Source organism: Streptomyces omiyaensis (assembly GCF_014650895.1).
GTDB classification, from domain to species: domain Bacteria; phylum Actinomycetota; class Actinomycetes; order Streptomycetales; family Streptomycetaceae; genus Streptomyces; species Streptomyces omiyaensis.
In genome coordinates, this window is record NZ_BMVV01000003.1 from 38,162 (window position 1) to 58,281 (window position 20,120).

Here is a 20,120-nt window from a genome sequence, read left to right on the forward strand (position 1 = left end):
GGCCCCGCACGGCGAGGAGCCCCCGCCGGACCGTTCCGGCGGGGGCTCCTCGCGGGGCGCGGGTCAGGCGCCGAGCTTCTGCTTGACCTGGGCGAGCGACGGGTTCGTCAGCGTCGAGCCGTCCGGGAAGAGGACGGTCGGGACGGTCTGGTTGCCGCCGTTGGCCTTCTCGACGAAGGCGGCCGACGCGGGGTCCAGCTCGATGTTGATCTCGGTGTAGGCGATGCCCTCGCGGTCCATCTGGCCCTTGAGCCGGCGGCAGTAGCCGCACCACTCGGTGCTGTACATCGTCACGGTGCCCTGCATGGCCAGGCGCTCCTCTTGGTTCGGGGGTCGGTGCCGAAGGGAGAACGTACGCCACCGGGCCGCCCATTCCCGCACGCCGGGTGAGCTGCGCCGCTTCCGGCCCCGGCCGTCCCGGACGATCATGCGACGGTACGACCGCGCCCCCGGTCTGTGGACGACGGGCCGCACCGCCCCGCGCGACCTGGCAGCATGGCGGAGTGACAGCAGCAACGCACTCCCCTCTCTTCCCTCGGGTCCCGGAGACCGCCGACGCGGTGCTCGACGGGCTCGACCCGGAGCAGCGCGAGGTCGCCACGGCCCTGCACGGCCCGGTGTGCGTCCTCGCGGGCGCCGGCACGGGCAAGACGCGGGCGATCACCCACCGGATCGCCTACGGGGTGCGGGCGGGCGTGCTGCCGCCCGCGAGCGTGCTCGCCGTCACCTTCACCAACCGCGCCGCGGGCGAGATGCGCGGCCGGCTCCGCCAGCTCGGCGCCGGCGGCGTCCAGGCCCGCACCTTCCACTCGGCGGCCCTCCGCCAGCTCCAGTTCTTCTGGCCGAAAGCGATCGGTGGCCCGCTGCCCCGGCTGGTGGAGCGCAAGGTGCAGCTCGTCGCCGAGGCCGCGGCCCGCTGCCGGGTCCGGCTCGACCGGAACGAGCTGCGGGACGTCACCTCCGAGATCGAATGGGCCAAGGTCACCCAGACCGTGCCCGCCGACTACCCGGCCGCCGTCGCCCGCTCCCGGCGCGACGCCCCGAGGGACCCGGCCGAGATCGGCCAGCTCTACGCGATGTACGAGCAGCTCAAGGGCGAGCGCTCGGTGATCGACTTCGAGGACGTGCTGCTCCTCACCGTCGGCATCCTCCAGGACCGGCTCGACATCGCCGAGCAGATCCGCCGCCAGTACCAGCACTTCGTCGTCGACGAGTACCAGGACGTCTCCCCGCTCCAGCAGCGCCTCCTGGAGCTGTGGCTGGGGGAGCGGGACAGCCTCTGCGTGGTCGGCGACGCCAGCCAGACGATCTACTCCTTCACCGGCGCCACCCCCGACCACCTGCTGGACTTCCGCACCCGCCACCCGCACGCGACCGTCGTCAAGCTGGTCCGCGACTACCGCTCCACCCCGCAGGTCGTCCACCTCGCCAACGGCCTGCTCGACCAGGCCGCCGGCCGGGCCGCCGACCACCGCCTGGAGCTGGTCTCGCAGCGCGAGCGCGGCCCCGAGCCGGTCTACACCGAGTACGGGGACGAGCCCGCCGAGGCCGAGGGCACCGCCCGCCGGGTCCGCGACCTGATCGCCGCCGGAGTCCCGGCCGGCGAGATCGCCGTCCTCTACCGGATCAACGCCCAGTCGGAGGTCTACGAGCAGGCGCTCGCCGACGCCGGCGTCCCCTACCAGCTGCGCGGCGCCGAGCGCTTCTTCGAGCGCCAGGAGGTCAGGGAGGCGGGAGCGGCCCTGCGCGGCGCGGCCCGCTTCGGGGCGAACGACTCGCTCCTCGACGGCGCCGAGGACCTGCCGGCCCAGGTGCGTGCGGTGCTTTCCGGCCACGGCTGGAGCAGTCGGCCGCCGGCCGGGTCCGGCGCCGTCCGGGACCGCTGGGAGTCGCTCGCCGCGCTCGCCCGGCTCGCCGACGACTTCGCCGCCGCCCACCCCGGCGCCACCCTCTCCGACCTGGTCGCCGAGCTGGACGAGCGGGCCGCCGCCCAGCACGCCCCCACCGTCCAGGGCGTCACCCTCGCCTCGCTGCACGCCGCCAAGGGCCTGGAGTGGGACGCGGTCTTCCTGGTCGGCCTCACCGACGGCATGCTGCCGATCACCTACGCCAAGACCGACGAGCAGGTCGAGGAGGAGCGCCGGCTGCTCTACGTCGGCGTCACCCGGGCCCGGGTCCACCTCGCCCTCTCCTGGTCGCTCTCCCGGTCCCCGGGGGGCCGCGCCCACCGCGTCCCCAGCCGTTTCCTCAAGGGCCTCCGCCCCGGCTCCGGCGGCCCGGCCGCCGGAGCCGGGGCGTCCGGCGGCTCCGTCGAGCGGGGCGGCTCCGGCCGGGCGGGGGAGGGCGCCCGCCGCCGCCCGCGCGGCCCCGTCCGCTGCCGGGTCTGCGGCACCACCCTCACCGAGGCGGGGGCGATGAAACTGCTCCGCTGCGAGGACTGCCCATCCGACATGGACGAGGGCCTGTACGAGCGGCTGCGGGACTGGCGCGCCGGCCGGGCCCGCCTGCTCGGCCAGCCGGCCTATTGCGTGTTCACCGACAAGACGCTCATGGCGATCGCCGAGCGGGTTCCCGCCTCCGGCGGCGAGCTGGTCGTGATCGCCGGGGTCGGCGCCCGGAAGCTGGACCGTTTCGGAGCCGACGTCCTGGCCATCTGCGCAGGTGAGGACCCGGATGGCGAGGGTGCCGCGACCGCGGAGGACGTCTGATCGAAACTCGTGGGAAAAATAGTTTGCGCCCGCCCCGTCAAGCCCCATAGGTTCTTAACCACGCAACAGCGGCTTCTTATGAAGCCCTGTCTCGTGCTGTACTTGTCCAAATAAACATCGAGAGCCCGGCTCGCACCCGAGCTCTCCGAGACGCCGAGAGGAGGCGATTCCAGTGATCAGCAACATCAACGTCATCAGCAGCAATGTCAGCACCGCCAAAATGACCGATCGCTCGGTCGTCTCCGCCTGCTCGCTCGGCCTCTCCGCCTTTGCGCTCCTTGGCAGCGGTCTGCCCGTCACCGGTCTGTCCGGTCGTGGCATGTCCGTCATCGAGCGCGATGAGCGACCGACCAAGGCACGGGTGGCTGAAGAGGGCAAGGCCGGAATCACGGCCTATGGCTTCGCGGCGGCCGGTGCCGGCAAGCAGCAGACGACGCAGCACCACACGATGTGGGCCTTCCGTGGGCTCGAACCCTGGAGTGATCCAGCCTGATCCGATCAGGCCGGCGCCTTCAGGGCCGCGGAACCCCACCCGGGATCCGCGGCCCTTCTGTTTGTCCCCGAACGGGGACGGCGGAGCGAAGGGGCCTCGGGACGACAGAACCCGGTACCAGCCGAAGACCCGGCCGACCGGCCGGAACGACCAGACGAGGAAAGACACCCGTGCAACTCGAAGCGCACGCCCCGTCCGTACCGCCTTCCGAAACGATCTCCCCGTCCGGCCTCACGGAGGACCACGCCTTGACCCCCCTGACATCGCTCACCGCGCTCGACGACGCCATCGAGAACCTCGGCGTCCCCGTCCCCTGCCGCGCCTACGACCCGGAGGTCTTCTTCGCCGAGTCCCCGGCCGACGTCGAGTACGCGAAGTCCCTCTGCAAGACCTGCCCGCTGGTCGCGGCCTGTCTCGCCGGTGCCAAGGAGCGCCGTGAGCCCTGGGGCGTCTGGGGCGGCGAGCTCTTCGTCCAGGGCGTGGTCGTCGCCCGCAAGCGGCCCCGTGGCCGTCCGCGCAAGAACCCGGTCGCGGCATGACCGCCGTCACCTGGGAGGCACCCCACAAGGCCCCCAGGCGCACCGGAACGATCGACCATCCCCTCACGCACGATCCCCAGAAGCAGGCCCCGATGACCACGCCCGCCACCGAGCCCCTCCGCTCCGCTACCCCCGACTTCTCCATCGCCGGCGCCCCCGCGCTGCGTCAGAACAGGACCCGTGACATGCAACTCATCCCAGAAGCCCTGGCCCGTGCCCATATGCGCGAGCGACAGCGTGAGGCCGACGCGGAACGTCAGGCCGTGCGCCTGATCGCCGCCCGGCGCATGCAGCGCCGCGCCGAGCGCGTCTCGCTGCGCGCCCGCCGTGCCCTCGCCATGGCCGTCATGCACTGAGCGCCCCGCCGGGCGTCCCCGCAGGGGCCGGTCCGAACGGACCGGCCCCCGCGGTGCGTTGCCCCGCCGCGGCCGCCCCGCCGGGCTATCGTCACGAGATGAACGAGCCCCGCGCCGCGGAGGAGCCCGTGGTCTGCGCACGCTGCGGCAGGACCGCCGAGACCCTCCCGATCACCTGGACCTGCTCCGTCGAGAACGGCCGCCGCGCGTACTTCTGCGAGGAGTGCGCCCGCACCAACATCCGGGCGATCGAGGGCCGCCTCGACTCCTCCTGGTGGTGACGACCGCCGCACCCGTCCGACGGCGGGGACCCGGGCCTACCCCTCCGGGTCGAAGCCCGGCAGCCAGGCGGTCAGCTCCTCCCGCAGCCGCACCGTCGCGTTCAGCTGGCACAGCACCCCGATGGTGGAGAGCGTCACCCGGTGGATCAGCAGGTACGACGGCGGCAGGTTCAGCTGCCGCCCCAGCTGGTGGGCGGGGGAGCGGGGGTCGGCGATGCGGGCCGCCTGGGTCCGCATCCAGCCCCGGGTGAAGACGAAGGACTCCGCCTCCGCCGGCTCGATGATCGGCAGCAGGTACTCCAGGACCTCGTCCGGGTCGAGCGCCACCGACTCCTTCACGAAGCCCTCCGACCGCAGCAGCGCGTACACCGGATCGGCCTCGCCGGCCAGGGCCATCCGCAGACAGGTGCCGATCATCTCCGGAAGCCCGCCCGGCAGCCGGTCCACCGTGCCGAAGTCGAGGACCCCGAGCCGCCACCCCGCCGGATCGTCCGACCCGTCCCCGGCGGGCAGCAGCCGGAAGTTCCCCGGATGGGGGTCGGCGTGCAGCAGCCCCGTCCGCGCCGGACCCGAGAAGAGGAAGCGGGCCAGCAGCTGTCCGGCCCGGTCCCGCTCCTCCGGACTGCCGTCCGCGATCACCTCCGCGAGCGGGATGCCGTCCATCCACCCGGTCACCAGCACCTGCTCCGCCTGGTGCACCACCTCGGGCACCACCACGTCCGGATCGTCCGCGAAGACCTCGGCGTGCTCCCGCTGGGCCCGCGCCTCCAGGGCGTAGTCCAGCTCCTCCGCGACCCGCTCGCGCAGCTCCGCGATGAGCGGCTTCACCTCGATCCCCGGCAGCAGCGGCCCCAGCAGCCGGGCGAACCGGCCCAGCTGCGCCAGATCCGACAGCAGCGCCTCCCCGGCGCCGGGGTACTGCACCTTCACGGCGACCTCGCGCCCGTCGTGCCAGACCGCCCGGTGCACCTGCCCGATCGACGCGGCCGCCGCCGGCTTGTCCTCGAACTCCAGGAACAGCTCCCGCCATTCCACCCCGAGCCGCTCCTCCAGCACCCCGTGCACCGTGCGCACCGGCATCGGCGGCGCCGCCTCCTGAAGCTTCGTCAGGGCGGCCCGGTAGGGACCGGCGACCTCCTCCGGCAGCGCCGACTCGAAGACCGACAGGGCCTGGCCGAACTTCATGGCCCCGCCCTTGAGTTCGCCGAGCACCTTGAACAACTGCTCCGCCGTCCGCTCCTGGAGCTCCCGGGCGACGAACTCGGCCGATTTCCCGCCGATCCGCTTGCCCAGGCCCCAGGTCGCGCGCCCCGCGAAGCCCAGCGGCAACGCGGCCAACCTGGCGGTCCGGGTGACCGCCTTCCGGGGAAGATCAGACATGCGCCCCTCCAATTCCCAGACTGCCGTGCCGCGCGGGACCGCGCCCCGCCATTGTGGACCGCGCCCCGTCCGCGGCCGGGGCGCCCACCCCCACCCTGCCGCGCGCGGCCCCGCAGGGACAGGCCGGGTGCGGCACCAGCCGCTCGGACCGCCACCCCAGCGACGGGGCCACCGCCTCCCAGCGGGTCCCCGTGCTCGCCGGAAGCTCCCCGTCCAGGAAGGCCAGCGCGTGCGCCGAGGCGAGCCCGGCCACCGCCGCCGCCAGCGCCACCTCGCAGGCGGGCAGCGGATGCGGCGCCCCCGAGCGCCACTGCGCCAGCAGCCGGGGCCACGCCGGGTCCCGGTCCGTCGCCTCCTCCTGGAGGCACCGGGCGCACGCCGTCCCGCCCGGCAGCACCAGCGGGCCCACCAGCCCGGTCGCCTCCAGCACCCCCGCGTACAGGTGGGGGATCCCCGCCGCCATCCAGGCCTCCGCCGCCACCGGGTCCGGCACCAGCGCCCCCAGCCCGTCCCGGTCCGTCACCACCACGAGCGACAACGGAACACCGGCGTCCGCGTCACCCGCCCGGGACCGCGGCCCGGTCCGCCGGGCACCCACCGGGCCCCGCGACCAGCGCCCCACCAGCCGCCGCGCCGCCGCCACCCGCCGCTCGCCGACCGCCTCCGCCGGCAGGCCGCCCGGCGCCGTCTCCCACGGCTCGACCCGGCCCCCGTCCACCACCTCGACCGTGCCGACCCCGGCCGCCGCGAGCAGCGCCGCCACCATCGCGCCCACCCGCCCGGCGCCCCGCACCCGCACCCGCCGCTCCCGCCGGGCCGTCAGCGTCCCCAGCGCCCGGTCCGGTTCCGGGCACACCACGGACAGGGCGGCCAGGTCGGCCCGCAGCGGATCCAGCGCCGTGTCCACCGCCCCCGCCGCCGGCCCCTCCCGCCCCGGCCGGCCCGCCCCGGCCTCGACCAGGAGTCCCGCCGAGGCGAGCCGCGCGAGCAGCGCGTCCAGCCGCCCCTCGGGCAGACCCAGCTCGGTCGCCTCCCGCCGCAGCAGCGCCGTCCCGCGGGTCCCGTCCATCAGCCCGAGCAGCCGGTCCGTCGCCCCGTCCACCGGATCCAGCACCACCGCGTGCGCCGGAGCCACCCCGTACTGCGCGCACGTCAGACTCCGCCACGCCCGCCGCAGCGCCGGCTTCACCATCGGATGCATACCCGCCCCCGTCCCGCTCCGTCCGCCTCCGGTCACGGACACCAGGCTGCCCGCGGGCGCGGAACGGCGCGGAAAGTTGTCCACAGGCGCCTGCGTAAGTCGTACGGTCCGAATGTCGTGCACGTCATATGAGGGGGATTCCGCCGGGCGCGCCGGGTACCTTCGAGGGCGTGCCAGTCGAGATCCGCAGGAGCGCCCGCCGCACCCGTTCCGTCTCCGCCTACCGCGAGGGGGACCGCACCGTCGTCCTCATCCCGGCCCGGATGTCGGAGGCCGAGGAGCGCCGCTGGGTCGGGGTGATGCTGGAGAAGCTCGCCGCGAAGGAGCGGGACAAGGAGCGCCGCGCCACCCGCGGCGACGCCGAGCTCGCCGAGCGCGCCGCCCGCCTCTCCGACCGCTGGCTCGACGGGAGGGCCCGCCCCGATTCTGTGCGTTGGGTCACCAACCAGAACAGCCGCTGGGGCTCCTGCACCCCCGCCGAGGGCTCCATCCGCCTCTCCCACCGCCTCCAGCGGATGCCCGAGTACGTCGTCGACTACGTCCTCCTGCACGAGCTCGCCCACCTCCTCGTCCCCGGCCACGGCCCCGGTTTCTGGCGGCTCCTGGAGGCCTATCCGCGCACCGAGCGGGCCCGCGGCTACCTCGAAGGAGTGGATGCCGCCACCCGCCTGCCGGACCCTCCGGACGACGGGCCCACGGCCTGACGTCCGATTTCCCGATTCGGTACCGGAACCGTCCCGCCCTGTCTCAATGTCGTTCGCAGCGGTTAGCCTGACGCGAGTCATTCGCCATCGGGATGGGGGACGGTCGTTACGCATGGCCAGGGAATTCCAACGCGGCCACAAGGCCAAGATCAGTGATCTGACCGCGGGCACCGATCTGTACGTGGGCGTGCAGATCGCCGCCCCGGGGCTCACCTTCGACATCAGCTGCTTCGGGCTCGACGCCGACGAGCGCCTGTCGGACGACCGGTACTTCGTCTTCTTCAACCAGCCGAAGTCGCCGGAGGAGTCCATCCAGCTGCTCGGGGCGCAGTCCGGGGACACCGAGTCCTTCCGCGTCACCCTCGACCGGATCCCCCCGCAGATCCACAAGCTCTCCTTCACCGCCACCATCGACGGCGACGGCCAGATGTCGCAGGTCGGCCCCGGCTGGATCCGGATCGTCGCCGGCGGCGAGGAGGTCGCCCGGTACGCCTTCACCGGAGCGGAGTTCTCCACCGAGCGCGCGGTCATGCTCGGCGACTTCTACCTGAAGGACGTGTGGCGCTTCGCCGCCGTCGGCCAGGGCTTCGACGGCGGCCTGGAAGCGCTGCTGCGGAACTTCGGCGGAGAGGTCCTGGAGGAGGAGCCGGCCGCGCCCGCCGCCCCCCAGCAGGCCGCCCCCGCCTTCGGCGCGCCCGCCCAGGCTGCGGCGCCCCCGGCCTTCGGAGCCCCCGCCGCCCCGGCCCCCGCGCCCGCCTTCGGCGCCCCGCAGCCCGGCTACGGCGCCCAGCCGCCCACGCCGCCGCCCGCCCCGCAGCCGGTGCACACCCAGCCCACCATGGTCGCGCCGCTCGCCCCCTCCCCGGTGCCGCCGCCGGCTCCCGCCCCGGCCGCCCCCGGCCCGTACGGACAGCCCCCGCAGGCCCCCTACGGTCAGGTCCCGGGCCAGACCCCGCCGCACGGCGCCCCCTACGGGCAGCCGCCGCAGGCCCCGTACGGCCAGCAGCCCGGCTACGGCCAGCCGGCCCCCTACGGGCAGCAGCCCGGGACGCCCCCGGGCGTGCCGCCGCAGGGAGTGCCGCAGGGCGCGCCCGCGGCCGGCGCCGGACTCGCCGCCGCCCTCGCCCCGTTCAAGGAGACCGCCACCGGCGCCCGCTGGACCCCGCAGAACCAGCAGCTCATGCGGGTCGACCTGGCCATGGGCGGCACCCCCGTCCTCGCCCGCCAGGGCTCCATGGTCATGTACCAGGGCAAGGTCGACTTCTCCTACAAGGGCGCCGGCTTCGCCGGCCGGATCGTCGGCAACGCCACCGGCCAGGAGATGCAGCTCATGCGCTGCACCGGCCGCGGCCAGGTCTTCCTCGCCGAGAACGGCGCGCATCTGCACCCGATCGAGCTCCAGGGCGACGCCATCTGCGTCTCCGCGGAGAACGTCCTCGCCTTCGACGAGTCCCTCCAGTACGAGGTGCGCCGCATCGAGGGCCACGGCATCCCCGGCGGCGCCCTGTTCACCATGCAGTTCCAGGGCACCGGCACCGTGATCGTCAAGACGCACGGCGTCCCCGTGGTCCTCCCCGTCACGCCGACCACCTTCGCCGACTGCAACGCCGTCGTCGCCTGGTCCGCCGCCTCGCAGGTCATCCTCTCCAGCCAGGTCCGGCTCCGGCGCAACGCCTACCCCGGCCACAGCGGGGAGACAGTGAACCTCCAGTTCCGGGGCGCCCCCGGCAACTTCATCGTCGTCCAGCCGTACGAGGTCTGAGGGAGCCCGACACCATGAACCAGCAGCTCGCGGGCTATGCCCCCACCCCCATCGCGGCCCGCATGGAGAACCACGGCCGCACCATGCTCAAGGTGGCCATGGCCTCCGGCCAGGACCTCTACGCCCGGACCGGCTCGATGGTCGCCTACGAGGGCTTCATCAGCTACGAGCCCAACCCGCCCGCCGTCCGCCAGGTCGCCAAGGAGTGGGCCACCGGCGAGGGCGCGCCGATCATGAAGTGCGCCGGCGACGGCCTGCTCTACCTCGCGGACTACGGTGCCGACGTCGTCGTGATCAACCTCCAGAACGACGCGATCTCCGTCAACGGCAGCAACCTCCTCGCCTTCGACGCACACCTCCAGTGGGGCGTCGAGCGGGTCAAGGGCCTCGCCAAGTTCGCCGGCCAGGGCCTGTTCAACGTGGGGATCGCCGGCACCGGCTGGGTCGCGCTCACCTCGCGCGGCACCCCGATCGTCGTCGACTGCGGCCGCGGCGAGGACGAGACCTACGTCGACCCCGACGCGCTCGTCGCCTGGTCGCCGGCGCTCAAGGTCAAGGGCAAGCGCAGCTTCAAGGCGTCCTCCCTCATCGGGCGGGGCAGCGGCGAGGCATACCAGATGGCCTTCTCGGGCCAGGGCATCGTCGTCGTACAGCCCAGCGAGGACAGCAGCGACCGCCTGCGGGTCCGGGGCTGAGGGGGAGCGAGAACACATCATGCAGAGCCCGCTTTTCAACCACGCCGAGCAGCAGAGCCAGGAGCGGTACGTCGTCCAGAACCCGCAGCTCCTGCGGGTCAGCCTCACCGGCCACGACGACGTCCTGGCCCGCAAGGGCGCCATGGTCGCCTACCAGGGCCTCGTCGACTTCGACGGCGAGTACCAGAGCAGCAGCCAGCGGCAGGCCCGCGCCCGCACAGGCGAAGGCCTCGACCTGATGCGCTGCTCCGGCCAGGGCACGGTCTACTTCGCCAACCTCGCCCAGTACATCCACGTCATCGAGGTCGAGCAGGAGGGCCTCACCGTGGACAGCTCCTACGTCCTCGCCCTCGACACGAGCCTCCACACCGAGGTCATCGCCGTCGACAGCCAGTACGGGGTCTCCGGCACCGGCAAGTACCAGCTCAACATCACCGGCCGCGGCAAGGTCGCCCTCATGACCTCCGGCCAGCCGCTGATGCTCCAGGTCACGCCGGAGAAGTACGTCAGCGCCGACGCGGACGCGATCGTCGCCTGGTCCACCTCGCTGAGGGTCCAGATGCAGGCGCAGACGCACAGCGCCAGCGTCCGCAGCCGCCGGGGCTCCACCGGCGAGGGCTGGGAGCTCAGCTTCCTCGGGCAGGGCTTCGCCCTCGTCCAGCCCAGCGAGGTCATGCCCCCGCAGAACGCGGCGATCGGCCAGGGCGCCGCCGCCCAGTTCGGCGTCGGCCAGCACGGCGCCCACGCCCAGAACCAGAACAACGCCTGGAACTGAGCCCGCGGCACCCCGCGCGCAGGGCGGCCCGCCCCGGTCCTCACCGGGGCGGGCCGCCCTCCGTCGTACGCCGTCACCTCACAGGCGGGCCAGCGTGCCCTCCAGGAGGCGCACCACCGAGGTGTCCGCGACCGCGGCCACCTCGTCGTACGCGAACCACTTCAGGTCCAGCGACTCCTCGCTGATCCGCTCCACCCCGTCCGCCGGGGCGAGCGCCGCGTACTGCACGTCCAGGTGCCAGTGGCACGGCGCCGGGATCGGATGCCGGTCGAGCCGCACCGGGCCGCCGGGCAGCAGCGTCAGGCCCGCCATGCCGGACTCCTCGCCCGCCTCGCGCAGCGCCGCCGCCTCGACCGTCGCGTCGCCCTCCTCGCAGTGGCCGCCCATCTGGAGCCACATGCCGAGCTTCCTGTGGAGGGTGAGCAGCACCCGCCCGCGCGCGGGGTCGATCACCAGCGCGCTGCTGGTGAGGTGGCCGGCCCCGCACGGCTTGTACATGCCGTCCGGGTGCGCCGCGAGGTGCTCCAGGTACAGGTCGCGGAGCTCCGGCTGGTCCTCGTACCCCTTGAGGACGAGGACCGCGTCGTCGTGCAGGCTCACTTCCGGTCGTCCCCGTCCCCGTCCTCGGGGGCGTCGCCCCGGGCGGCCTCGCCGAGCATCTTGTCGAGCTCGGAGAAGTCCGGCTGCTCGTGGTGGACGAAGCCGTCCGGGTCGTCGAGGTCGGTCGCCGTCGGCAGCATGTCCGGGTGCTCCCACAGGCCGTCGCGTCCGTCGACGCCCCGGGCGTCGGTGAGCGAGGCCCACAGCCGGGAGGCGTCCCGCAGCCGGCGCGGGCGCAGCTCCAGGCCGATCAGGGTGGCGAAGGTCTGCTCGGCGGGGCCGCCGGTGGCACGGCGCCGGCGCAGCGTCTCGCGCAGCGCGTCCGCCGAGGTCAGACGGGTCCTGGCGGCCTCGTGGACCACCGCGTCCACCCAGCCCTCGACCAGTGCGAGCGCCGTTTCGAGCCGGGCCAGGGCCGCCTTCTGCTCGGGCGTGTCCTGCGGCTGGAACATGCCGGACTGGAGCGCCTCCTGGAGCTGCTCCGGATGGGTCGGGTCGAGCTGGGAGACGGCCTCCTCCAGCTTCGAGGTGTCGACCTTGATCCCGCGCGCGTAGCTCTCGACGGCGCCGAAGAGGTGCGCCCGCAGCCACGGCACGTGGGCGAAGAGCCGCTGGTGGGCGGCCTCGCGCAGGGCCAGGTAGAGCCGCACCTCGTCGAAGGGCACGCTCAGGTCCTTGCCGAAGGCCTTCACGTTCAGCGGGAGCAGCGCGGCCCGCCCGGCCGGGCCGAGCGGCAGGCCGACGTCGGTGGAGCCGACGACCTCGCCCGCGAGCGCGCCGATGGCCTGCCCGATCTGCTGGCCGAACATGGCGCCGCCCATCGACCGCATCATGCCGATCAGCGGGCCGGCCATGGCCTGCATCTCCTGCGGCAGCACGTCGCCCATGGCGTTGCCGACCCGCTCGGCGACCGGGTCCACCAGCTCCTTCCACGCCGGGAGGGTCGCCTCGACCCACTCCGCGCGGCTCCACGCCACGGCCGTGTTCGCCCCGGAGGGCAGCGAGGTGACCTGGTCGAGCCAGAGGTCGGCGAGGCGGACCGCCTCCTCGACCGCGGACTTCTCGGCCGGGCCCACGCTGGCGTCCTTGACGCCGTCGGCGGTGCCCTGCGCGACCACCTGGCGGGCGATCTGCTTGGCCATGTCCCAGTTCACGGGACCGCCCTCGTAGCTGAGCATCTGCCCGAGCTGCTGGAAGGCCGCGCCCAGGTCCGTCGGGTTCATCGACCCGAACATCGCGGCGAAGGGGTTGTCCGCGCCGCCCTGGCCGCCCATGCCGCCCTGGCCGCCCATGCCGGGCAGACCGCCGAAGCCGAAGGGGTTCGCCCCGAAGGGGTTGCCGCCCTGGCCGCCGGACCCCTGGCCACCTCCGGCGGGGTCCTTCTTCTTGCCTTCGTCGCCGTCCTCCGGCTCCTCCGGCGGAAGGCCGAATCCGAATGGGGTGTCACTCACAGGTTTCCTCGGCTCCTAGGGCCACCGGCTCCTGCCGGTGGCGACTGCCCGCTGCACAACACCAGCGTAGACATCCGGGTCGGATATGGGCTCAAGTCTCCGCCGGGCCGTGCCCTGCGGCAGGATGGACGCCACCTGGTACGTACGCGTCATCCGCGTACGTACTGAAGACAACCACTGGAGTCGGTCGGTGAGTTCCCCAGATCCGCAGGTTCGCGGAGCGCGAAACCACTCAACCCGGGCCGCCGCGCGCGGTCCCGTCATCGCGGTCACCGGCGCCGCCACCGGCGTCGGAGCCCTCCTGACCAGGCGTCTCGCCGATTCGGACGAGGTCCGGCGGGTCGTCGGCATCGACGAGCGGCGGGGCGAGGTGGCGGAGGCGACCTGGCATGTCCTCGACGTGCGGGATCCGGCCATCGCGGAGAAGCTGCGCGGCGCCGACGTCGTCGTGCACCTCGCCGTCGACCTCGACCTGGAGACCGACCCGGCGGCCCGGACGGCCTACAACGTGCGCGGCACGCAGACCGTCCTCACCGCGGCGGCCGCGGCCGGCGTCCACCGGGTCGTCCTGTGCACCTCGACCATGGTCTACGGCGCCCTGCCGGACAACGACATCCCGCTCTCCGAGGACGCCGAGCTGCGGGCCACCGCCGAGGCGACCGGCGTCGGGGACCTCCTGGAGATCGAGCGGCTCGGCCGCCGCGGCTCCCGAGCCCACCCCGGCCTCAACGTGACCGTGGTCCGCCCGGCGGTCCTCGTCGGCGGTACGGACACCGCGCTGACCCGCTACTTCGAGTCGCCCCGGCTCCTCGTCGTCGCCGGATCCCGCCCCACCTGGCAGTTCTGCCACGTCGACGACCTGGTCAGCGCCCTGGAGTACGCGGCCCTGGAGAAGGTCGACGGCGAGTTCGCGGTCGGCTGCGAGGGCTGGCTGGAGCAGGAGGAGGTCGAGGAGCTGTCGGGGATCCGCCGCATGGAGCTGCCGTCCGCGGTCGCCCTCGGGGCCGCCGCCCGGCTGCACCGGATCGGCCTCACCCCCTCCCCGGCCGGGGACCTCGCCTACACCATGCACCCCTGGGTGGTGAGCGTCGGCCGGCTGCACGACGCGGGCTGGCGCCCGAAGTGGACCAACGAGGAGGTCCTCGCGGCGCTCCTGGAGGAGGTCCAGGGCCGGCACACGGTCGCGGGCCGCCGGCTGGGCCGCAAGGACGCCACGGCGGCGGGCGCGGCGGGCGCCACGGTGGCCCTGCTGGGCACGGCGGCCCTGGTGCGCCAGATGCGCCGGCGGCGCGGCCTGTAGGACCCTCCTACGGAGGGTCCCGGTCCACCGGTCGAAAGCGCTATTCCGGGATGTCGGCGGCGTGCGGCACCATGGACGGCATGACCACGACGCACGACCACCCGGGTGAGCTGGCAGCGGACGACCCGATCAAGCTGCTCGCGATCCGCGACACCCCGCTCTCGGTCGACGAGGTCTTCCGGGCCGTCGGCGACGCCGCCGCGGGCGGGACGACCCTCTTCGTCGGCACCGTGCGCAACCACGACGGCGGGGCCGACGTCGACGCGCTGGGGTACTCCTGCCACCCGAGCGCCGAGGCCGAGCTGCGCCGGGTCGCCGAGAAGGTCGTGGCGAACCACCCGGTCCGCGCCCTGGCCGCCGTCCACCGCGTCGGCGACCTCGCGGTGGGCGACATCGCGGTCGTCGTGGCCGTCTCCTGCCCGCACCGCGGCGACGCCTTCGCGGCCTGCCGCAAGCTGATCGACGACCTCAAGCACGAGGTCCCCATCTGGAAGCACCAGACCTTCTCGGACGGCACCGAGGAGTGGGTGGGAGCCTGCTGAGCGGTCACCCCGGGGCTGGGGGTCCCCCCGGACGGAGTCCGGGGGAGGGTGGGAGCCTGCTGAGCGGTCACCCCGGGACTGGGGGTCCCCCCGGACGGAGTCCGGGGGAGGGTGGGGCCTGCTGAGCGGTGCCCGGGCGGAGTCCGGGAGCGGGCGGAGCCCCGTCGAGGAGGCGTCCCGGGGACGCAAGGCGACGCGCCGACGCGGCGTAGCCGAACGCCCGATTTGCGTAACCGGCCCCCAGGCCCGAGCGTTGTTGGCACAGATGAATAATCTGCTGATCAACTCACTGGGGATGGGAGGTCGGGATGGCAGCGCTGGCCTGGTTGCTGATTCCGCTTTTCGCAGTCGTCGGAGCGGCGATATGGGGAAGCTGGGTCCAGAGGAACAAGACCATAGGTGACGTGGCCGAGCTCGCCGGCTACGCCCGTTTCCGGGACGCCATGGAGCGTTCCCACCCGACCGCAGAGGCCGGGCCCGCCCCGCTCCGCCCGGTGCACGAACCGGCCCCCGCGGAGTCCTGACCGCCTTCCGGCCGGCCCCCGGCCCGTGTCCCGTACGGACCGCCCCAGGGGTGCGCGCACAGGCGAGTCCCGTACTGTCGTTCCATGCCACGCCGCACCGCGACGATGCTCGCCTCCACCCTGGTCCTGATCTGCCTGCTGATCGCCGGCGTCCTGATCCCGGTGCCGTACTCGGAGATGAGCCCCGGTCCCACGGTCAACACGCTCGGGGAGGCGCGCGGCGAGCCGGTCCTCCAGATCTCCGGCCGCAAGACCTACCCGACCGACGGGCACCTCAACATGACCACGGTCAGGGTCACCAGCGCGGACTACAAGATGAACGCCGTCGAGGCGGTCTACGGCTGGCTGACGCACGACAACGTGGTCGTGCCGCACGACACCCTCTACCCGGACGGGAAGACGGAGGAGGAGTCGAGCCAGGAGAACGCGGAGGAGTTCAGCCAGTCGCAGGAGAGCGCCAAGGTGGCGGCCCTCGACGAGCTCGGCATCCCCTTCACCACCCGGGTCGTCGTCGCCTCCGTGGTGAAGGACTCCCCGGCGGAGGGCACCCTCCACGCCGGTGACGTGATCAAGGCGGTCGACGGGGTCGCGGTCGTCAGGCCGGCCGACGTCGCCGCGCAGGTGACGAAGCGCAAGCCGGGCGACAAGGTCGAGTTCACCATCGTCCCGGCCAAGGAGGCGGCGGCCGCCGAGAAGGCGCACAAGGAGGCCACCGTCACCCGGAAGGTGGCCATCACCACCGTGAAGTCCGAGGAGGGCGACCGGGCGATCGTCGGCATCCAGGCCGGCACCGACCACGTCTTCCCGTTCACCATCGACATCAAGCTGGCCGACGTCGGCGGCCCCAGCGCCGGTCTGATGTTCGCCCTCGGCATCGTCGACAAGCTGACCCCGGAGAGCCTGACCGGCGGCAAGTTCGTCGCCGGCACCGGCACCATCGACGACGACGGCAAGGTCGGCCCGATCGGCGGCATCCAGATGAAGCTGGTCGGCGCGCGGAACGCGGGCGCCGAGTACTTCCTCACCCCCGCCGACAACTGCGCCACCGCCGCCGGCGACACCCCCGACGGGCTCACCCTGATCAAGGTCGACACCATCGACGACGCGACGAAGTCGCTGGAGAAGCTCCGCGCGGGCGACACCGCGGGCCTGCCGGGCTGCTCGAAGGGCTGAGCCGGTACGCGACCGGCCCAGCGCCCCGTACGGCTCAGGCCTCGAAGGTCGCCGCCAGCGCCTCGGCGAGCCCCGGCACCAGGTCGGGGCCGGTCAGCACCTCGGTCGCCGAGTCCTTCTCGCGCAGCCGGATCGCGGCCTCCCGGGCCCCGGTCCGCAGCACCGCCACCGTCATCCGGACCTCCTGGCGGTCCGGGTGCGCGGCCACCCACCTGTTCAGCTTGGCGCCGCTCAGGTCCTTGGGGACCTGGGCCTCCGCCGACGGCGGCAGCATCAGCCGCTCCACGGTCAGGGCGCAGCCGGCGACCCCGTCCGGCCAGGCGATCGTGCCGAGGAACTCGTCCAGCGGCTTGCCCTTGGGGATCTCCTCCTGCTCGATGGGGGTGTAGGCGGTCGCGTCCTCGCCGAGCTTCAGCGAGGGCGCCTGGGCCCGCAGCCGAGCGGTGTCGACCAGGGCGAAGAGGCGGGCGGGGCGGTCCCAGCCGAGACCGGAGGCGTACTCGTCGATCTCGAGCACCGCGCGGGTGAGGGGACTGGAGGCCATCGGCGGGCCCGAGGGGGAAAGGTTGGACATGACCAATATCCTGCCTCCTCTTCCCGCCGAGACGGGAACTAGGTAAAGCGTCAGTAAGTTGCATCTGTGGGCTCTGCGATCGCGGGACCCGCTTTCCGACGCATCAACACCGAGGGGCGCACGTTGGCTTTCCAGATGCCTGACCGTGGCGGAGGCCCGTCCGGGCCAAGGATCAGAGTCGGCCGGCCGTCCCGGCGGGCCCGCACCCTGCTGATGACACTGGGCGTGCTGGCCGTCCTGGCCATGGCGTTCGTGATGTTCGCCGGGTTCTGGACGGACTGGCTCTGGTACCGCTCGGTCGACTACTCGTCCGTGTTCACCACCACCCTGTGGACCAAGATCGGCCTGTTCGCGGTCTTCGGCCTCCTCATGGGCCTCGCCGTCGGCCTCAACATCTGGCTGGCGTACCGGCTGCGGCCGCCGCTGAGCGCGATGTCGCTGGAGCAGCAGAGCCTCGACCGGTACCGGATGGGCGTGGCCCCCTTCAAGAAGTGGGTGCTGCTCGCGGTCACCGCCCTGGTGGGCCTGATCGCCGGCGCCTCCGCCTCCGGCCAGTGGCGCACCTGGCTCATGTGGGTCAACGGCGTGCAGTTCGGCGAGAAGGACTCCCAGTTCGGCAAGGACGTCTCCTTCTACGCCTTCGACCTGCCCTGGTACCGCTTCCTGCTGGCCTTCGGCTTCGCCGCCGTGGTGCTCTCCCTGATCGCCGCGGCGATCACGCACTACCTGTACGGCGGACTGCGGGTCACCAGCCCCGGCGCCCGCGCGACCGCCGCCGCGACCGGCCACCTCTCGGTGCTGCTCGGCGTCTTCGTGGCCCTCAAGGCCGTGGCGTACTGGCTCGACCGGTACGGCCTGGCGGTGAAGTCCAGCGACTTCAAGGCCACCGGCAACTGGACGGGCCTGCGGTACGTCGACGCCAACGCCTACCTGCCCGCGAAGACGATCCTCTTCTGCATCGCCGTCATCTGCGCCGTGCTCTTCTTCGCCACCCTGTGGCGGCGCACCTGGCAGCTGCCCGTCATCGGCTTCGGCCTGATGGTGCTCTCCGCGGTGCTGATCGGCGGCCTGTACCCGGCGATCGTGCAGAAGTTCCAGGTCCAGCCGAACGAGCAGGCCAAGGAAGCCCCGTACATCCAGCAGAACATCGACGCGACCCGCAAGGCGTACGCGATCGACTCGACCAAGCTGGAGAACTACTCGGGCAAGTCGACGGTCAAGGACAAGGAGAAGCTGCGGACGGACGCCGACTCGGCGGCCGCCTACCGCGTCCTCGACCCGAACATCGTCTCGCCGACCTTCCAGCAGCTGGAGCAGAAGCGGAAGTACTACCAGTTCCCGACGACGCTCGACGTGGACCGCTACAAGGGCCAGGACGTCGTCATCGGCCTGCGCGAGCTGAACATCCGCGGCATCCCGAAGCGGAACTGGATCAACGACCACTTCACCTACACCCACGGCTACGGCGCCATCATGGCCCGCGGCACCCAGACCGACGCCAACGGCTCCCCGGTCTTCACCGAGTCGGGCCTCCCGACCACCGGTGAGCTCGGGAAGTACGAGCAGCGGATCTACTACGGCGAGAAGACCGACCAGTACTCGATCGTGGGCGGCCCCCAGAAGGAGCTGGACTACGAGGAGAACGGCGAGAAGACCACCAGCTACCGGGGCAAGAGCGGCGTCAGCCTGGAGAACGCCTTCAACCGCGCCGCGTACGCGGTGGCCTTCAGCGAGCCGCAGATCCTCTACTCCGGAGCCATCGGCGACGGGTCGCGGATCCTGTACAACCGCACGCCCAAGCAGCGCGTCGAGGCCGTCGCCCCCTGGCTGACGATCGACGGGGACGCCTACCCGGCCGTCGTCGACGGACGGATCCAGTGGATCGTCGACGCGTACACGACCAGCAACGGCTACCCGTACGCCTCGCGGACCACGCTCGGCGACACCACGGCCGACTCGCTGACCGTCGGCAACCAGCAGCGCGCGGTCGTCGCCCAGCAGAACCAGGTCAACTACATCCGCAACTCGGTGAAGGCCACCGTCGACGCGTACGACGGCACGGTCAACCTCTACCAGTGGGACACCGAGGACCCGGTCCTCAAGACCTGGATGAAGGCCTTCCCCGGCACGGTCAAGGCCAAGTCGGACATCAAGGCGGACCTCCTGGAGCACCTGCGCTACCCGCAGGACATGTTCAAGGTCCAGCGCGAGCTGCTGACCCGCTACCACGTCACCGACCCGGCCCAGTTCTACAGCGGCTCGGACGCCTGGCAGGTGCCGGACGACCCGACCAACAAGGACAACGTGGCCGTGCCGCCGTACTACCTGAGCATGAAGATGCCCGGGGACACGGAGCAGCGCTTCTCGCTGACCACGACGTTCACCCCCAACGGGCGGCCCAACCTGGGCGGCTTCATGGCGGTCGACGCCGACGCCACCAGCAAGGAGTACGGCCGGCTGAGACTGCTCAGGGTCACCGAGGACGTGCCCGGACCGGCGCAGGTGCAGAGCAAGCTCAACGGTCTGCCCGACGTCGCCACCTTCGTCCGCGACATGAAGGGCGCCGACTCGGACATCCAGTACGGCAACCTGCTCACGGTGCCGCTCGACGGCGGCTTCCTGTACGTCGAGCCGGTCTACGCCCAGGGACGGAACGCGCTCTACCCGCTCCTGAAGAAGGTCGCGGTGTCGTACGTGGACGCCGACCAGCCGGACGGCGACACCACCAAGGACACCACGGTGTTCGAGAACAACCTCACGGACGCCCTCAACGCGGTCTTCGGGGTGGAGGGCGCGACCCCGCCGACGACCCCGCCGGGCACCGACCAGCCGCCGACCACCCCGCAGCCGCCGGCCTCGGCGGACGCGGCGCTGAAGCAGGCGATCTCCGACGCCCAGAAGGCCTACGACGCGGGCGAGGCCGCCCTCGCCAAGGGCGACTGGGCGGCCTACGGCAAGGCCCAGGAGGACCTCCAGACCGCCCTGGAGAAGGCCGCCGAGGCGGGCGCCAGGATCCAGCCCCAGGGAGGATCGGGCAGCTGACCTGCGAGCTTCACCCCGCG

Annotated in this window: 20 protein-coding genes; 14 read left to right on the forward strand and 6 right to left on the reverse strand. The window is 72.7% G+C overall.

Annotation, left to right across the window (positions count from 1 at the left end; genetic code table 11):
- Window positions 1-63 precede the first annotated feature (63 nt).
- On the reverse strand, window positions 64-306 hold the full coding sequence (locus IE287_RS05755) for a mycoredoxin (protein WP_189847807.1): 243 nt from the start codon (window positions 304-306) through the stop codon (window positions 64-66).
- A 197-nt stretch (window positions 307-503) separates the two neighbouring features.
- Between IE287_RS05755 and IE287_RS05760 the strand changes: the two genes are divergently transcribed.
- From IE287_RS05760 to IE287_RS05780, 5 genes are all read left to right on the forward strand, one after another.
- The gene (locus IE287_RS05760; RefSeq protein ID WP_189847808.1) at window positions 504-2,708 is read left to right on the forward strand and encodes an ATP-dependent DNA helicase UvrD2; all 2,205 of its coding nucleotides are present in this window, start codon (window positions 504-506) and stop codon (window positions 2,706-2,708) included.
- A 172-nt stretch (window positions 2,709-2,880) separates the two neighbouring features.
- Entirely contained in the window at window positions 2,881-3,201 is a 321-nt protein-coding gene (locus tag IE287_RS05765) for a hypothetical protein (RefSeq protein ID WP_229883304.1), read from the forward strand.
- 170 nt (window positions 3,202-3,371) lie between these two features.
- Window positions 3,372-3,740, forward strand: coding sequence for a WhiB family transcriptional regulator (locus tag IE287_RS05770; protein WP_189847809.1), 369 nt, complete (start codon window positions 3,372-3,374; stop codon window positions 3,738-3,740).
- Window positions 3,737-4,096, forward strand: coding sequence for a putative WhiB-interacting protein (locus IE287_RS05775; RefSeq protein WP_189847810.1), 360 nt, complete (start codon window positions 3,737-3,739; stop codon window positions 4,094-4,096). Before IE287_RS05770 ends, IE287_RS05775 begins: the two co-directional genes overlap by 4 nt.
- A gap of 98 nt (window positions 4,097-4,194) precedes the next feature.
- Window positions 4,195-4,377: a hypothetical protein gene (locus IE287_RS05780; protein WP_189847811.1), complete on the forward strand. Its 183-nt coding sequence runs from the start codon at window positions 4,195-4,197 to the stop codon at window positions 4,375-4,377.
- A gap of 36 nt (window positions 4,378-4,413) precedes the next feature.
- Here IE287_RS05780 and IE287_RS05785 read toward each other — a convergent pair whose 3' ends face one another.
- Both IE287_RS05785 and IE287_RS05790 read right to left on the reverse strand, forming a co-directional pair.
- Complete coding sequence (locus IE287_RS05785) at window positions 4,414-5,757, reverse strand: ABC1 kinase family protein (protein WP_189847812.1); 1,344 nt, start codon at window positions 5,755-5,757, stop codon at window positions 4,414-4,416.
- Entirely contained in the window at window positions 5,750-6,958 is a 1,209-nt protein-coding gene (locus IE287_RS05790) for a TOMM precursor leader peptide-binding protein (protein WP_189847813.1), read from the reverse strand. Before IE287_RS05790 ends, IE287_RS05785 begins: the two co-directional genes overlap by 8 nt.
- 128 nt (window positions 6,959-7,086) lie before the next feature.
- On the opposite strand from IE287_RS05790, the gene IE287_RS05795 reads away from it, so the two are divergent.
- The 4 genes from IE287_RS05795 to IE287_RS05810 all read left to right on the forward strand — a co-directional run bounded on the left by IE287_RS05795 (window position 7,087) and on the right by IE287_RS05810 (window position 10,894).
- A complete protein-coding gene (locus IE287_RS05795; RefSeq protein WP_189847814.1) occupies window positions 7,087-7,662 on the forward strand; it encodes a M48 metallopeptidase family protein in 576 nt (191 codons plus the stop codon).
- A 112-nt stretch (window positions 7,663-7,774) separates the two neighbouring features.
- Window positions 7,775-9,424, forward strand: coding sequence for a TerD family protein (locus IE287_RS05800; RefSeq protein ID WP_189847815.1), 1,650 nt, complete (start codon window positions 7,775-7,777; stop codon window positions 9,422-9,424).
- A 14-nt stretch (window positions 9,425-9,438) separates the two neighbouring features.
- Window positions 9,439-10,119, forward strand: a complete 681-nt coding sequence (locus IE287_RS05805) for an AIM24 family protein (RefSeq protein ID WP_189847816.1) — start codon at window positions 9,439-9,441, stop codon at window positions 10,117-10,119.
- 19 nt (window positions 10,120-10,138) lie between these two features.
- Window positions 10,139-10,894, forward strand: coding sequence for an AIM24 family protein (locus IE287_RS05810; RefSeq protein ID WP_189847817.1), 756 nt, complete (start codon window positions 10,139-10,141; stop codon window positions 10,892-10,894).
- A gap of 78 nt (window positions 10,895-10,972) precedes the next feature.
- Here the strand turns inward: IE287_RS05810 and IE287_RS05815 are convergent, their stop codons facing one another.
- Window positions 10,973-11,494 (reverse strand): NUDIX hydrolase, encoded by a 522-nt coding sequence (locus IE287_RS05815; protein ID WP_189847818.1) that lies wholly within the window; start codon window positions 11,492-11,494, stop codon window positions 10,973-10,975.
- Window positions 11,491-12,945, reverse strand: a complete 1,455-nt coding sequence (locus tag IE287_RS05820) for a zinc-dependent metalloprotease (RefSeq protein WP_189847819.1) — start codon at window positions 12,943-12,945, stop codon at window positions 11,491-11,493. Before IE287_RS05820 ends, IE287_RS05815 begins: the two co-directional genes overlap by 4 nt.
- 190 nt (window positions 12,946-13,135) lie before the next feature.
- On the opposite strand from IE287_RS05820, the gene IE287_RS05825 reads away from it, so the two are divergent.
- The 4 genes from IE287_RS05825 to IE287_RS05840 all read left to right on the forward strand — a co-directional run bounded on the left by IE287_RS05825 (window position 13,136) and on the right by IE287_RS05840 (window position 16,484).
- Window positions 13,136-14,245, forward strand: a complete 1,110-nt coding sequence (locus IE287_RS05825) for an SDR family oxidoreductase (protein WP_189847820.1) — start codon at window positions 13,136-13,138, stop codon at window positions 14,243-14,245.
- 80 nt (window positions 14,246-14,325) lie between these two features.
- On the forward strand, window positions 14,326-14,787 hold the full coding sequence (locus IE287_RS05830; RefSeq protein ID WP_189847821.1) for a molybdenum cofactor biosynthesis protein MoaE: 462 nt from the start codon (window positions 14,326-14,328) through the stop codon (window positions 14,785-14,787).
- A gap of 308 nt (window positions 14,788-15,095) precedes the next feature.
- Window positions 15,096-15,311, forward strand: a complete 216-nt coding sequence (locus IE287_RS05835) for a hypothetical protein (RefSeq protein WP_189847822.1) — start codon at window positions 15,096-15,098, stop codon at window positions 15,309-15,311.
- 84 nt (window positions 15,312-15,395) lie between these two features.
- Entirely contained in the window at window positions 15,396-16,484 is a 1,089-nt protein-coding gene (locus tag IE287_RS05840; protein ID WP_189847823.1) for a YlbL family protein, read from the forward strand.
- Window positions 16,485-16,518: 34 nt separating this feature from the next.
- Here the strand turns inward: IE287_RS05840 and IE287_RS05845 are convergent, their stop codons facing one another.
- Window positions 16,519-17,058 carry a PPA1309 family protein gene (locus IE287_RS05845; RefSeq protein ID WP_189847824.1) on the reverse strand — a complete coding sequence of 180 codons (540 nt, stop codon included), beginning with the start codon at window positions 17,056-17,058 and terminating at the stop codon, window positions 16,519-16,521.
- Window positions 17,059-17,193: 135 nt separating this feature from the next.
- On the opposite strand from IE287_RS05845, the gene IE287_RS05850 reads away from it, so the two are divergent.
- On the forward strand, window positions 17,194-20,100 hold the full coding sequence (locus IE287_RS05850; RefSeq protein ID WP_189847825.1) for a UPF0182 family membrane protein: 2,907 nt from the start codon (window positions 17,194-17,196) through the stop codon (window positions 20,098-20,100).
- Window positions 20,101-20,120: the final 20 nt, after the last annotated feature.

Excerpts from the sequence above, each read along its gene's own strand:
- IE287_RS05755 (WP_189847807.1), bottom strand. The coding sequence starts at position 306 with ATGCAGGGCACCGTGACGATGTACAGCACCGAGTGGTGCGGCTACTGC.
- IE287_RS05775 (WP_189847810.1), top strand. The coding sequence starts at position 3,737 with ATGACCGCCGTCACCTGGGAGGCACCCCACAAGGCCCCCAGGCGCACC.
- IE287_RS05780 (WP_189847811.1), top strand. The coding sequence starts at position 4,195 with ATGAACGAGCCCCGCGCCGCGGAGGAGCCCGTGGTCTGCGCACGCTGC.
- IE287_RS05785 (WP_189847812.1), bottom strand. The coding sequence starts at position 5,757 with ATGTCTGATCTTCCCCGGAAGGCGGTCACCCGGACCGCCAGGTTGGCC.
- IE287_RS05790 (WP_189847813.1), bottom strand. The coding sequence starts at position 6,958 with ATGCATCCGATGGTGAAGCCGGCGCTGCGGCGGGCGTGGCGGAGTCTG.
- IE287_RS05795 (WP_189847814.1), top strand. The coding sequence starts at position 7,087 with ATGAGGGGGATTCCGCCGGGCGCGCCGGGTACCTTCGAGGGCGTGCCA.
- IE287_RS05800 (WP_189847815.1), top strand. The coding sequence starts at position 7,775 with ATGGCCAGGGAATTCCAACGCGGCCACAAGGCCAAGATCAGTGATCTG.
- IE287_RS05805 (WP_189847816.1), top strand. The coding sequence starts at position 9,439 with ATGAACCAGCAGCTCGCGGGCTATGCCCCCACCCCCATCGCGGCCCGC.
- IE287_RS05810 (WP_189847817.1), top strand. The coding sequence starts at position 10,139 with ATGCAGAGCCCGCTTTTCAACCACGCCGAGCAGCAGAGCCAGGAGCGG.
- IE287_RS05830 (WP_189847821.1), top strand. The coding sequence starts at position 14,326 with ATGACCACGACGCACGACCACCCGGGTGAGCTGGCAGCGGACGACCCG.
- IE287_RS05835 (WP_189847822.1), top strand. The coding sequence starts at position 15,096 with ATGGCAGCGCTGGCCTGGTTGCTGATTCCGCTTTTCGCAGTCGTCGGA.
- IE287_RS05840 (WP_189847823.1), top strand. The coding sequence starts at position 15,396 with ATGCCACGCCGCACCGCGACGATGCTCGCCTCCACCCTGGTCCTGATC.
- IE287_RS05845 (WP_189847824.1), bottom strand. The coding sequence starts at position 17,058 with ATGTCCAACCTTTCCCCCTCGGGCCCGCCGATGGCCTCCAGTCCCCTC.
- IE287_RS05850 (WP_189847825.1), top strand. The coding sequence starts at position 17,194 with ATGCCTGACCGTGGCGGAGGCCCGTCCGGGCCAAGGATCAGAGTCGGC.